Consider the following 13,480-nt stretch of genomic DNA (forward strand, 5'->3'; position numbering starts at 1 on the left):
CGGGCACCCAGGGTCCCCGCTCAGCCGACGACGAAGTTCACCAGCCGCTTGGGCACGAAGACGAACTTGCGCAGCGTCTTGCCGGTGATGGCGGACTGCACCCGCTCATCCGCCTCGGCCGCCGCGCGCACGTCCGCCTCTCCCGCGTCCGCCGCCACGCGAATCTCCGCGCGCAGCTTGCCGTTCACCTGCACGGCGTAGGGGATGACGTCGTCCACCACCAGCGCCGGGTCGAAGTCGGGCCACGGCTGCGCGACGGTGAGTTCCTTGCTCCCGTAGGCCTCCGCGATTTCGTCCGCGATGTGCGGCGCGAAGGGCGTGAGCACCACCGCGAGCAGGCGCACCGCCTCCGCCATGGCAGCCTTCTCCGCGGGCGTCTCCGGCGTCCCCGTCGCGGACAGCGCGTTGAGCCCCTCCATGATGCCGGCGATGGCCGTGTTGAAGGACAGCCGCTCGATGGCCTCCCCCACCCGCTTCAGGCACTTGTGCGCCGCGCGGCGGATCTCCAGCGCCTTGCCCTCGAAGGGGCCGTCATGCGTGGCACCCGCCACGGAGGCGTGGTGGGTGGAGGCCAGCACCCAGACTCGCTTGAGGAAGCGGAACACGCCCTCCACCTGATCGTCGGACCAGTCGAAGTCGCGCTCCGGCGGGCCAGCGAACATGACGTATGCGCGCGCGGTGTCCGCGCCGTACTCTTGGATGATGGAGGCCGGGGCGACGACATTGCCCCAGCGCTTGGACATCTTCCGGCCATCCGGACCGTTGACGATGCCCTGCGTAATCAGACGCTTGACGGGCTCGTCCACCGGGCTCAAGTCCAGCAGCTTCATCACCCGGGTCCAGAACCGGAAGTAGAGCAGGTGCATGACCGCGTGCTCGGGCCCGCCCACGTAGATGTCCACGGGCAGGAAGCGCTGGGCCTGCTTCGGGTCGAACGGCGCGGCGTCGTAGTGCGGCGACAGGTAGCGCGCGAAGTACCAGCAGGAGTCGACGAAGGTGTCCATCGTCTCCGCCTCGCGCCGAGCGGGGCCACCGCACTTCGGGCACGTGGTGTTCACCCACGAGGCGACCTTCGCCAGCGGGGGCTCGCCCTTGCCGGTGAGCACCTCCTGAACGTCGATTTCCGGCAGCTTCACCGGGAGCTGCTCCACGGGCACGGGGATGCCGTGGCGCTCCGGGTCGCACTTCTCGCAGTAGACGATGGGGATGGGCGTGCCCCAGTAGCGCTGGCGGCTGAAACCCCAGTCCTTCTGGCGGTACGTCACCGTGGCGCGGCCCTGGCCGTCCTTCTCCAGCTTCGCGGCCATCGCCGTGCGCGCCGCCTCGGACGTCATCCCGGTGTATTCACCCGAGTCCACCAGCACGCCGTAGTCGGTAAAGGCGGCCTCCAGCGCGTCGCCCGCCGGGAGCTTGTCGCCCGTGGCCGGCTGGATGACGACCTTCACCGGCAACGCGTACTTGCGCGCGAAGGCGAAGTCGCGCTCGTCGTGCGCGGGCACGCTCATCACCGCGCCCGTGCCGTAGTCGCTCAACACGAAGTTGGCGATCCAGATGGGCACCTGCTGGCCCGTGAAGGGATTGACGGCATGGGCGCCCGTGAAGATGCCCTCCTTCTCCGTGTCCTCTCCCGTCCGCTCCGTCTTGGACTGGGCCGCCATGCGCTTGACGAAGGCGTCCACGTCCGCGCGGCGCTCGGGCGTCGTCACCTGCGCCACCAGCTTGTGGTCCGGCGCGAGCACCACGTAGGTGCAGCCGTAAATGGTGTCGATGCGCGTGGTGAAGACGCGCAAGGAGGCGTCATGGCCCTGGATGCGGAAGTCCGCCTCCGCGCCATCCGAGCGGCCAATCCAGTTGCGCTGCATCGAGGTGATGCGGTCCGGCCACTCCTTGAGCGTGTCCAGCGCGTCCAACAGGTCCTGCGAGAAGCGGGTGATTCGGAACGCCCACTCGGGCATCTCCCGGTCCACCACGGGCGACGAGCAGCGCTCGCACACGCCGTCCTTCACCTGCTCGTTGGCGATGACGGTGTGGCAGCCGGTACACCAGTTCACCTTGCTGAAGCGGCGATAGACGAGCCCGCGCTCCAGCATCTTGATGAAGAACCACTGGTTCCAGCGGTAGTACTCGGGCTGGCTGGTGTTGACCTCGCGCTCCCAGTCGTAGCTGTAGCCGAGGCTCTTCATCTCGTGCTTGAACGAGACGATGTTCTCCGCGGTGCGGATGGCCGGGTGCACGCCGTCCTTGATGGCCGCGTTCTCCGCCGGCAGACCGAAGGCGTCCCAGCCCATGGGATGAAGCACGTCGAAGCCGCGCATCAGGAAGTAGCGCGCGTACACATCCCCGATGAGGTAGTTGCGCACATGGCCCATGTGCATCTTGCCACTGGGGTACGGCAGCATCTCGAGCACGTATTTCTTCGGTGCGCCCGGGCGCTTGCCTGCCCGGAAGATGCCGGCCTCGTCCCAGCGGGCCTGCCACTTGCCTTCAATCGACTGCGGCTCGTAACGCTCGTTCATCGCCATATCCGCTGCGCCTCTTATGGGAGGGCCGGCCCTGGGGGCAACAAGTCTCGCCGGGCCCTCGTGCTCGCCGACACTCGGCGGGGACGGAGCCCTCCCCTCAGGCCGACGAGGCCGGATTTCTCCGGCTGACCTGAGTAAACCCGCGACCGGGGCCACTTCTGTCCCCGTCCAAGCCCCCGTCCGCCCGCTCCGCGCCTGCACGCGACGCGCTCGCCGCGCGCGCTGGGGGCCCGACCCCTCGCGCCAACGCGAGCCGCCACGGGCCGACGTGCGGGCTCTTCCGCGGGCCAGGCACCACCCATCCCGACGGGTTGGCCTCGGGGAGATCCACGATGTCTCCAGCTAGGTAGGGACGTGCTCTCCCCCTGTCGTGAGGCGGATCGCGCCCCGCGTCACCGCCGACTCGGTACGAGATCGGAATATTTCCGTTTGGATGGATTTGGCCAACATTCTTGAAAAACAAGGCTCGCCATTGACTGGTTCAGTTCAGACGGTGACGATTCGCGCCCACGGCACCTGCTGGGGGGGCCGTACCTACCGTTCGTTGCGAGGAAAGATCCGAATGACGCTTAAGAGAGCGTTGATTCCGGGGTGCGTGATCGCACTCTTCTCGTTGGAAACAATGGCGCAGGAAGCGAGCCCGCCTGCTCCGGAACCGCAGGCGCCCGCTGCTCAGGCCCCCGCGGTACCGGCGCCCACGGCTCCGGCCAGCACCGCTCCAACGGCTCCCGCGCCGGCCGCCGCGCCCGCTCTGGGTCGCACCGTGAAGGGGCGCGTCGCGGACCGTCTGACGAACGAGGGCCTGCCCCTGGTTCGCGTCATCATCAAGGGCACCACGCAGGGTGTGGAGACGGAGCTGGACGGCACCTTCTCGCTGCCCAACGTCCCGGCGGGCTCGGTGACGCTGCTCTTCTCCAGCCAGGACTACGGCGAGCGGGAAGTGCGCGTCGGCGCCGCGCAGAGCGACGTGACGGTGGCGCTCGACAACATCTTCTCCGAGGAGATGGTCGTCGTGGGTCGAGCCTCCGAGCTCGCCCGTAAGCACCTGGCCAACTCGGTCGCCTCCGTCAGCGCCGAGGAGATGAACCGCGCCCCCGCGCAGACCATCGACCAGGCCCTCCAGGGCAAGGTGGCCGGCGCCAACATCCAGCAGAACTCCGGCGCCCCGGGCGGCGGCATCCAGATGCGCCTGCGCGGCGTGTCCACCATCAACGGCTCCACGGCGCCGCTCTACGTCATCGACGGCGTGCTCGTCAGCGACGTGGCCATCGCCTCCGGCGTCTACGTGGTGACGGACTCCGTGGGCGGCTCCAACCCGAACCCCACGCAGGACAACCAGGTCAACCGCATCGCGGACATCAACCCCAACGACATCGAGAGCATCGAGGTCCTCAAGGGAGCGTCCGCCGCCGCCATCTACGGCTCCAAGGCCGCCAACGGCGTCATCATCATCAACACCAAGCGCGGTCGCGCCGGTGAGCCGAAGTTCGAAATCACCCAGCGCGTGGGCATGTACACGCTGGCCAACAAGCTCGGCACCCGCCGCTTCGAGACCGTCGAAGAGGCCGTCGAGCAGTTCGGCGCGAACGCGGCCCAGTACTACACGGGCAAGACGTACGACCACGAGGCCAAGCTCGCGGGCCGCAGGGATCTGTCCACGGAGACGCTCGCCAGCGTGAGCGGCGCGTCGGGCAACACGAAGTACTTCGCCTCCGCGATGCTCCGCAGCGACGAGGGCATCATCGCCAACACGGGCTACGACAAGCAGTCGTTCCGCCTGAACCTGGGTCAGTCGCTGGGCGATGCGGTGGACATCAACGTCGCCACCAACCTCATCCACACGTTGGGCCGGCGCGGCCTCACCAACAACGACAACCAGACCATCACCAACTACATGGTGCTGCCGAACGTGCCCGAGTTCCTCGACATGGAACCGAACGCGCAAGGCGTGTACCCCGTCAACCCGTTCCTGGCCAACGGCGCCAACCCGCTGCAGACGTCCGCGCTGGTGAAGAACGACGAGGACGTGTGGCGCTTCATCGGGTCCGGTGATGCCACCATCCACCTGTGGAAGAACGACGAGAACCACCTGCGCGTGCTCGCCAACGCGGGTGTGGACCGCTTCCAGCAGGAGAACCGGCTGCTGTTCCCGCCAGAGCTCAACTTCGAGCCGGTGGACGACACCTTCCCGGGCACGTCGCTGTTCGGCACCAGCCAGGTGCGCAACCTGAACGGTGGCCTCAACCTGGTGCACTCGTACAAGCCCGCCTCGAAGTTCCTCACCGCCACGACGTCCGGCGGTGTGCAGTTCGAGGAGCGCCGCATCGACTCCACGTACGTCGTCTCCGAGAACCTCAACGCCGGTCAGCCCGGCGTGGACAACGGCACCGTGATTGGCGTGCGCGACACCTCGACGCACATCCGGGACCGCGGCTACTACGTCCAGGAGGAAATCGTCACGTTGGACGACCGGCTCACCCTGGTCGGCGCCATCCGTGGTGAGCAGAGCAGCGCCAACGGCAATCCGAACAAGCTGTTCTTCTACCCGAAGCTGGCGTCCGCCTACCGCATCCCCCTGGCCGTCCCGGTCATCAACGAGCTCAAGGTCCGCGCGGCCTACGGCGAGACGGGCAACCAGCCGCTGTACGGCATGAAGTTCAGCGGCATGAGCGCGCTGGGCAACGTGCAGGGCACCCCGGGCCTCGTCGGCACGGGCGTCGCCGGTGACCCGAACATCCGTCCGGAGCGCCAGCGCGAAATCGAGGCCGGTGTCGACGCGCTGATGTTCGGCGGCGACGTCATGGTGGAGCTGTCGGTGTACCAGCGCGCCATCAGCGACATGCTGCTGCAGCGCGCCCTGCCGAGTTCCACGGGCTTCACCACCCAGTTCGTCAACGGCGGCTCGCTGCGCAACCGCGGCATCGAGGCCATGCTCCAGGTGACGCCGGTGCGCGGGGCGCTCGAGTGGACGAGCTCCGCGACGTTCGCCCTCAACCGCAGCAAGGTGACGAGCCTGCCGGCGGGGCCGTTCCAGGCGGGTGGTTTCGGTAACTCCCTGGGCGCGTTCTTCATCGAGGAGGGCTCGTCCGCCACGCAGATTGTCGGCAACGTCGGCCGCGACGAGAACAACGTCCCCATCGTGAAGAAGATTGGCGACACCGAGCCGACCTTCACGCTCGGCTGGGCCAACACCCTGCGCTACTCGGACCTCACCCTGTCCTTCCTGTGGCACTGGCAGCAGGGCAGCGACGTCATCAACCTGACGCGCTTCCTGTATGACGGCGCCGGCACGTCCGTGGACTACGAGACGGCGGGTCGTCAGCGCCTGCAGGACCGCCGCAACAACGCGGGCATCTACGTGGAGGATGCGTCCTTCGTGAAGCTGCGCGAAGTGACGCTCAGCTACAACCTGCCCAAGGGCTGGGTGTCCGCGATTCCGAAGCTGCAGAACGCGCGACTCAGCCTGAGCGGCCGCAACTTGCTGATGTTCACCAGCTACTCGGGTCTGGACCCCGAGGTGAGCAACTTCGGCAACCAGGCCATCGCTCGCAACATCGACGTCGCCCCCTTCCCCCCCAGCCGCAGCTTCTGGACGTCGCTCGACGTCGGGTTCTAAGGCCATGAATATCTACCAGACGAAGAAGACCGTGTTGGCGCTCTGCGCCGTACTGGGCCTGGGCGGCTGCGGCAGCCTGGACATCGGTGACCTGAACAACCCCAGCCTGGACGAGTTCAAGAACAACCCCACCAGCTCCGCCGTCAACAGCGCGTCCACGGGCCTGCTGCTCGGACACCGCGCGGGCGTGGCGATTCAGAACGGCTACGTCGCGCAGTTGGGCACCATCGGCCGCGAGGCGTATGTCTTCGACCCCGCGGATCCTCGCACGGTGGAGGAGATTCTCGGGCCGACGCTGGACCCGGGCGCTGGCGCCTTCGGCGGCAACTTCTGGGCGGCCCCGTACTCCAACATCCGCAACGCCAACACGGTGCTGGCGGCGCTGGACAAGGTCGCGGCCTTCTCGGACGAGCAGAAGGAGGGCATCCGGGGCTTCACGAAGACCATCCAGGCGCTCGACTTCCTGGTGGTCATCAACACCCACGACACCAACGGCGCGCCCATCGACGTGGACCTGCCGCTGGGCCAGCTGGCGCCCATCGTCGGCAAGGACGCGGTGTTCACCCGCATCGCGACGCTGCTCGACGAGGCGGCGGCGCACCTGGACAACGCGGGTGGCTCGTTCTCGTTCCGGTTGAGCACCGGGTTCGCGGGCTTCGACACGCCGGAGACGTTCCGGAAGTTCAACCGCGCCATCAAGGCACGCGTGTCCGTGTACATGGGCCGCAACGAGGACGCGCTGACGGCGCTGAGCCAGTCGTTCATCGACGCCACCGCGCCCGCTGAAGACGGCGCGAAGGCGGCGGCGCTCGCGTCGCTCAACGTGGGCGTCTACCACGTGTTCCGGGCGGCCTCGGGCGACGTGGACAACAACCTCCTGAGCCTCACCATCGTCGCCCACCCCTCCATCGAGACCGATGCGCCGCGCCAGGCGAACGACGCGCTGGATGACCGGGTCACTCGCAAGACGGCCAAGCTGGACGAGCCGGCGAGCGCCGCGGGTGGCCGGCTGACGGCGGACCGGGGCTTCACGCTGTACCCGTCGGCGGAGTCGCCGGTGCCCATCATCCGCAACGAGGAGCTCATCCTCCTTCGCGCGGAGGCCAACATCGGCCTGGGCCAGATTGGCCCGGCGGCGGATGACCTCAACTACATCCGCACCCGCTCCGGCCGGCTCTCGCCTCGCGCGGACATCACCGCCGCGAACGCCCTGGACGAGCTGCTGGTGCAGAAGCGCTACTCGCTCCTGTTCGAGGGCGGGCACCGGTGGATCGACATGCGTCGCTACAACCGGCTGAACGATCTGCCCCGCAACCTGGACGCCAGCTACGGGCCGCACGAGCGCTACCCCATCCCCGTCGCCGAAATCAACGCGCGACAGTAGGCCGCCGCACCGGGCCTCCAGGGTTGATTCCTGGAGGCCCTCGTCATTCCCGCTCCAGGCGCGCGGCACTGCGCTCGCCTGGAGTCGTGGTCAGCGCCGATGCATCAACGGGCCTTCGGCAACCCGGCGCGCTCCGCCACGAGCGCCCCCAGCGCGGACCAGTCGAGGTCTCCGTGCCCCTGGGCCACGCCACCGAGGTACTGGTCCCTCACGAGACTGGCCAGGGGCATGGGCACCTCCGCCGTGCGCGCCGCCTCCAGCACCAGCCCCACGTCCTTGAGCCCCAGCCGCATGGCGAAGCCCGCCGGCGAGTACTTCTCCTCGGCGATGGCCTGCGCATACCGCTCGAAGATGGGCGAGCGCGCGAAGACGGCCTGGAACAGCTCCAGGAACTGCTTCGGCTCGATGCCTGACTTGCGCGTGAAGGCGAACGCCTCCGCGAGCGACTCCAGCATCGACGCGATGAGGAAGTTGCCGGAGAGCTTCACCACGTTGGCCATGGAGGCCTGCTCCCCCAGCACCGTGAGGCCCCGCCCCAGCGCCTCCAGGAGCGGCCGGCAGCGCTCCACGTCCGCCTTCGTGCCCGCGGCCACCACCCAGAGCTGCTTCGACTCCGCGGCCTCGGGACGGCCGAACACCGGCGCGGCCACGTAGCCCTGGTCCGCACTCGCGTGCGCGTCCGTGAGGCGCTGGGAGAGCGCCACGGAGATGGTGCTCGAGGAGACATGTACGGCGCCCTTCGAAAGCCCCGTGACGATGCCCTGTGGGCCCAGCGCCACGGCTTCCGCCGCGCTGTCGTCCGCGAGCATGCTGAAGACGACCTCCGCGCCCCTGGCGGCCTCCGCCGGCGACGCCACCACGCGGGCGCCCTGCTTCACCAGGGGCTCGCCGCGCGCCGGAGTGCGGTTCCACACCGCCACCTCGTGCCCCGCGGAGAGCAGACTCTTCGCCATGGGCAGCCCCATGTTGCCCAGTCCCACGAAACCCAGCTTCATGTCGCGCTCCCGTCCCTTCGGTCCGCGCCACCCTGCGCCCCGCTTCCGGACGCCGCAAGCACCCTGTCAGCGCGCGTCCAGGAGCAAACGCCCGGGCCTACTCCGGGCGGTCCTCGGAGACATCCAGGTGTTCGAAAGCGCGGCCCAGCGTGAGCACGCCCAGGCCCACCTCCCCCGCCAGCACGGCCGACGCGGCCGCCGCCCCCAAAGGCAGCGCCCACACCTCCAGCGAGGACCACAAGGTGAAGCCCACCACCGCGCCCGCCAGCGCCGCCGGCAACAAGCCCACCAGCGACACCACCAGCGAGCCCACCAACGTCAGCAGGCGCTGCCCGAGCGCCTCGATGCCCCGCGCGCTCCCCGTCCTGTCCGCGGGCACCCACGCCGGAAACAGCACCACCGCCGCGTTCTGGACGAAGAGCCCGGCCAACGACACCGTGGGCAGCAGTACCGCGAGCGCCACCCCACCCGGCCACCACCACGTCGCAAGCCACGGGTCCTCGGCGCCCGGGCCACACAGCAGACCCACCGTCAGGAGCCCGAGCTGGAGCGCGCCCACCACCAGCGCCGATGCCGCCAGCTCCGCCCCCACCACCTGCCAGCCCGCCAGCGGCAACGCGCGCAGCAGGTCCAGCTTCGGCAGGTCCATGCGCAGGTCCATGCGGAAGACGCTCGGCCCCACCACCGCCATCATCGCCGCGAGCGACACGCCCAGCGGCCCCAGCACCCGGCGCGTGTCCGTGAAGAAGCGCGACTCGCCCATCATCGCGACGATGGCGCACCCCAGCAGCAGCGAGGCCAGCACCGACACCACGCCCCCCGTCATCCGCCTCCGGGTGATGAGGTTCTTCCAGATGAGCGCCACCTCCGGACGCCCTCGCGCCGACAGCCGGAAGGGGGCCTTGCGCGAGGCGAGCGCTCCGCCCCGGGCGCTCCCTCCCGAGGCCCGCTGGGCCCGCTCGCGCGTGCGCGTCTCGGCCTGCGTCACCGCGGACTCCTCGAAGGGGACCTCCGCCAGCCGCACCCAGACGTAGTGCGCCAGCGCGAGCACCAGCACCGGGGGGAGCGCGCTCAGGAAGTCGCTCGCGTCCCGCGCCAACGCGGGCGCAACCAACAGCCGCGCGGGCCACAGCACCGCGCTCAGCCCTGGCGCCTCCACCAGGGACTGCACCCAGTTGCGCAGCACCCCGGGCGTCCCCACCGTCCTGGGGAACGGGTGCGCCTCCAGCGAGGAGTACACCGCCAGGCCCACCGCCGCGAGCACGCACCCCAGCGCCACCCAGCGCGCCACCAGGCCCCGCGTGCCCCACTCCCCCCAGCGCGTGCGCATGAAGGACGCGGCCGTGGAGTGCAGATACAGCGTCCCCAGGGACAGGAACGCGCCCAGGAAGAAGAAGCCCGGAGCCGGGCTCACCAACCGGCCGACGAACAGCGAGGCGAACAACGCGCCGGCCCCAGCACCCATCAATCCGCGAGCCAGCTTGTAGTGCAGCAGCGAGCGCCGGGTGACGGGCGCGGGGAACAGCTGCACCACCTCCGACTCCGTGAAGGTCAGCGAGGGACGGTCCGGCCCCAGCGCCCACGCGGAGAACACGGTGACGAGCGCGGAGACGACCAGTGACAGCTCCGCGAACAGCCGCACCCCGGGAGGCACGTTGCTCAACGTCCCACCGAACTCCAGCCGTCGCAGGAAGATGGAGTAGACGTAGCCCAGTCCCACCAGGGCCCCGACGAGGTAGCGCGGCCTGCGCAATCGCTGGAGCTGGAGCCGCAGGCGGTTGCGCGAGGAGGCCAGCCACAGGAACACGACGGCGCTCGAGAAGCTCACGGCGGGGGCTTCTCCGTCTCCGCCGCGCTGGTGATGCGCACGAAGAGGTCCTCCAGCGACGCGCTCTCGCCCTCCGGTCCACTCAGCCTCGCGCGAATCGCCTCCAGGCTGCCCAGCGCCATGGCCCGCCCTCCGGCAATCACCAGCAGCCGGTGGCACAGCTCCTCCACCAGCGGCAGCAGGTGCGAGGACAACACCAGCGCCGCGCCCTCCTCCGCGCGCCGCCGCAACGACGCCTTCATCCGGCGGATGCCAATCGGGTCCAACCCCGTGAGGGGCTCGTCCAGGAGGATGAGCTTGGGCGAGTGCAGGAAACCGCAGGCGATGGACAGCTTCTGCTTCATGCCCCGCGACAGCTCGCCCGGCAGCGCCTTCTCCTTGCCCGTCAGCTCCATCTCCTCCAAGAGCGCCTTGCCTCGCTCCTCCCAGTCCTCCACGCCGTAGAGGCGCGCGGTGAAGTTCAGGTGCTCCCACACCGTGAGGTAGTCGAAGAAGCGCGGCTCGTCCGGCAGGAAGGCCAGTTCACGCTTGGCGTCCACCGCGTCCTTCGCCAAATCGTAGCCCGCCACCACCACCCGGCCCGACGTGGGAGGAAGAATGCCCGCGAGGCATCGAAGCGTGGACGTCTTGCCCGCGCCGTTGGGGCCCACCAGCCCCAGCACCTCGCCGGGTGCGACCGCGAAGGTGAGGCCCTGCACGGCGTTCACCGCGCCGTAGCGCTTCTCCAGGCCCGCCACCCGCAGGACGAAGTCCATTCGCTCGCTCGCCCTCAGTCCAGCTTCAGCAAGTCCCTGACGGTGTCCATCACCACCTTGGCCTGCACGGGCTTCACCAGGTACGCGCTCGCGCCCAGGGACAGGGCCCGCTCGCGGTCCGCCGCCGCGCCTTCCGTCGTGATGACGACGATGGGCACATGGCGATGGTCCGTCGCCTGACGGATGTGGTGGATGAGCTTGAGGCCATCCATCAACGGCATGTTGATGTCCGTGAGCACCAGGTCGAAGCGTCCCTGGGTCAACTTCTTCAGTCCCTCGGCGCCGTCCTGCGCCTCGGTGCAGACCATCCCGCTGATGCGTTGCAACGCGTACATGATGCTGCGTCGCATGGCCTGCGAGTCGTCCACCACCAGTGCTCGAATCTGCTGCGTCATGACCCGCCCAGACTAACACCCGGGCCTCTTCCACCGCCCGCTGTTCCGCGTCCCCTCATCGCCGCCGCCGGGCGATGGCCGCCAGCGCGGGTCCGATTTCCCCCAGTCGCAGCACCCGCTTCACCGCCCCCGAGGCGATGGCCTCGCCTGGCATGCCGAAGACGACCGCCGTCTCCTCCGACTCGGCCCACACCTCTCCGCCCACGCGCTGCACCTCGCGCGCCCCCACCGCCCCATCCGCGCCCATGCCCGTCAGCACCACCGCCAGCGCGCGGTTGCCCAACACCTGCGCCACGCTGGTGAAGAGCCGGTCCACGCTCGGCGCGTATTTGTCCAGGTGCGTGAGCGGCGGCGTCTGCAGCTCCAGCCGAGTGCCGCGCTCCACCACCACGAGGTGCCGCCCGCCCGGAGCGATGTACACGTGCCCCGGCTGCACCACGTCACCCTCATTCGCCTCCGTCACCGTGAAGGGGCCAATGCGGTCCAAACGGTCCGCGAAGGCCCGGGTGAACTGCGCGGGCATGTGCTGACTCACCAACACGCATGGCGTGGGCTCCGCGGCCAGGCCCTCCAGCACACGCTGCACCGCGGGAGGTCCCCCCGTCGAGGCGCCGATGGCCACCACCAGCGGAAGCTCGCCCGCCACCGCGAGCGCCCGAGCCCCGGGCGAGGCGTGACGCTGCCCCGGCCGCACATGCAGCGCCGCTCGCACCTTCTCCAGCAGCTCCTGGCGAAGGACTTCCAACTCCGCCGGGGTGCCCTTGGCGGGCTTGGCGATGAAGTCGAACGCGCCAAGCTCCAGCGCCTTGAAGACGTCCGAGCGGTGCGCATAGCTGGAGATGACGATGACCGGCGTGGGCGCCGTGCGCATCAGCAGCCGGAGGAACGTGTAGCCGCCCAGCTTCGGCATCTCCAGGTCCAACGTCACCACGTCGGGCTTCAGCTCCAGGACCTTCTTCAGCCCCTCCTCACCATCGGCCGCGCGGTCCAACACCCTCACGTCCGGCGCGGACTCCAGCAGCGTGGTCAGCGTGTGCCGGTTGTGCGCGGAGTCGTCGATGACGAGCACGGAGACGCCCTTCTGCCCGCTCATCGCGCCTCGCCCCCCGTCAGCCCTGGCAGCTCCGGCCGCCGGTACACCAGGTCGCCTCGCAGGTGGACCAGCTCGAAGTCGGCGCCCAGGTTGAGCAGATTCTCCGAGTGCCCCAGCAGCAGATAGCCTCCCGGCACCAGCCGGTCTCGCAGGATGCGCAGCACCCGCCTGCGCGCGGACTGGTCGAAGTAGATCATCACGTTGCGGCAGAAGACCGCGTCCATCTTCATCACCAGCTGACTGCCCGCCTCGTCCAGCAGGTTGTGGTGACCGAAGGACACCATCGCCCGGACGTCGTCGCGCACCCGCACCTTCGCGTTGCCCGCCGGAACGAAGAAGCGCTCGAGCAGGTCCGCCGACGTGGCGCGCAGCGCGGACGGCCCATACTCCGCGCGCCGCGCCATCGACAGCACGCGCCGGGAGATGTCGCTGCCGTACACCTCCACGTCCCAGTCCTCGAAGCGGCGCTCGTCCTTGAGGAGCATCGCCAGCGTGTACGCCTCCTCGCCGGACGAGCACCCCGCGGACCACAGCCGCAGCCGACGCGTGCGCCCGTTGCGCTTCTCCAACAGCGGCAACAGCTCCTCGCGGAACGCCTTGAGCTGCGAGGGCTCGCGGAAGAAGTACGTCTCGTGCGTGGTGAGCGACTCGACCGCGGCCTCCAGCTCCGCGTGCCGGTTCGCGTCGTAGCGAAGGTAGCGGTGATACGCGCTGAAGTCCGGCACGCCCAGCGCCTCCAGCCGAGGCCACAGCCGCCGCTCCATGACGAACTTCATGTCCTCGTGCACCAGGATGCCGCAGTGCGAGTACACGTGGTCCCTCAGGAGCCGGAACTCCTCCGCCGTCATCTCCGGCCGGCTGTCGTCGAAGCGCGCCACCCCGTGTCCCTCTC

The 13,480-nt window shown here is 69.2% G+C and carries 9 protein-coding genes; 2 read left to right on the top strand and 7 right to left on the bottom strand.

Features of this window, described 5'->3' with window-relative positions:
- Positions 1–20: 20 nt before the first annotated feature.
- The gene (leuS, locus tag HUA78_RS42800; RefSeq protein WP_174468296.1) at positions 21–2,522 is read right to left on the bottom strand and encodes a leucine--tRNA ligase; all 2,502 of its coding nucleotides are present in this window, start codon (positions 2,520–2,522) and stop codon (positions 21–23) included.
- A gap of 763 nt (positions 2,523–3,285) precedes the next feature.
- Between leuS and HUA78_RS42805 the strand changes: the two genes are divergently transcribed.
- The gene (locus HUA78_RS42805; RefSeq protein WP_371745799.1) at positions 3,286–6,138 is read left to right on the top strand and encodes a SusC/RagA family TonB-linked outer membrane protein; all 2,853 of its coding nucleotides are present in this window, start codon (positions 3,286–3,288) and stop codon (positions 6,136–6,138) included.
- Positions 6,139–6,142: 4 nt separating this feature from the next.
- Positions 6,143–7,522, top strand: coding sequence for a RagB/SusD family nutrient uptake outer membrane protein (locus tag HUA78_RS42810; protein WP_174478834.1), 1,380 nt, complete (start codon positions 6,143–6,145; stop codon positions 7,520–7,522).
- Positions 7,523–7,626: 104 nt separating this feature from the next.
- Here HUA78_RS42810 and HUA78_RS42815 read toward each other — a convergent pair whose 3' ends face one another.
- The 6 genes from HUA78_RS42815 to HUA78_RS42840 form a co-directional block, all read right to left on the bottom strand.
- Positions 7,627–8,517, bottom strand: a complete 891-nt coding sequence (locus HUA78_RS42815; RefSeq protein ID WP_174458873.1) for an NAD(P)-dependent oxidoreductase — start codon at positions 8,515–8,517, stop codon at positions 7,627–7,629.
- 97 nt (positions 8,518–8,614) lie between these two features.
- Positions 8,615–10,345, bottom strand: a complete 1,731-nt coding sequence (locus HUA78_RS42820) for a putative ABC exporter domain-containing protein (protein WP_174478835.1) — start codon at positions 10,343–10,345, stop codon at positions 8,615–8,617.
- Entirely contained in the window at positions 10,342–11,100 is a 759-nt protein-coding gene (locus HUA78_RS42825; protein ID WP_141644342.1) for an ABC transporter ATP-binding protein, read from the bottom strand. The genes HUA78_RS42820 and HUA78_RS42825 overlap by 4 nt, the downstream gene beginning before the upstream one ends.
- Before the next feature lie 14 nt (positions 11,101–11,114).
- Positions 11,115–11,495: a response regulator gene (locus HUA78_RS42830; RefSeq protein ID WP_141644343.1), complete on the bottom strand. Its 381-nt coding sequence runs from the start codon at positions 11,493–11,495 to the stop codon at positions 11,115–11,117.
- Positions 11,496–11,550: 55 nt separating this feature from the next.
- Positions 11,551–12,588, bottom strand: a complete 1,038-nt coding sequence (cheB, locus tag HUA78_RS42835; RefSeq protein ID WP_141644344.1) for a chemotaxis-specific protein-glutamate methyltransferase CheB — start codon at positions 12,586–12,588, stop codon at positions 11,551–11,553.
- Positions 12,585–13,466 (bottom strand): protein-glutamate O-methyltransferase CheR, encoded by an 882-nt coding sequence (locus HUA78_RS42840; RefSeq protein ID WP_246137324.1) that lies wholly within the window; start codon positions 13,464–13,466, stop codon positions 12,585–12,587. The genes cheB and HUA78_RS42840 overlap by 4 nt, the downstream gene beginning before the upstream one ends.
- Positions 13,467–13,480: the final 14 nt, after the last annotated feature.

The organism is Myxococcus sp. CA033 (assembly GCF_013336625.1).
In the GTDB taxonomy this organism is placed as follows: domain Bacteria; phylum Myxococcota; class Myxococcia; order Myxococcales; family Myxococcaceae; genus Myxococcus; species Myxococcus llanfairpwllgwyngyllgogerychwyrndrobwllllantysiliogogogochensis.

Coding starts and splice junctions, on each gene's coding strand:
- leuS (WP_174468296.1), bottom strand. CDS start 2,522: ATGGCGATGAACGAGCGTTACGAGCCGCAGTCGATTGAAGGCAAGTGG.
- HUA78_RS42810 (WP_174478834.1), top strand. CDS start 6,143: ATGAATATCTACCAGACGAAGAAGACCGTGTTGGCGCTCTGCGCCGTA.
- HUA78_RS42815 (WP_174458873.1), bottom strand. CDS start 8,517: ATGAAGCTGGGTTTCGTGGGACTGGGCAACATGGGGCTGCCCATGGCG.
- HUA78_RS42825 (WP_141644342.1), bottom strand. CDS start 11,100: ATGGACTTCGTCCTGCGGGTGGCGGGCCTGGAGAAGCGCTACGGCGCG.
- HUA78_RS42830 (WP_141644343.1), bottom strand. CDS start 11,495: ATGACGCAGCAGATTCGAGCACTGGTGGTGGACGACTCGCAGGCCATG.
- cheB (WP_141644344.1), bottom strand. CDS start 12,588: ATGAGCGGGCAGAAGGGCGTCTCCGTGCTCGTCATCGACGACTCCGCG.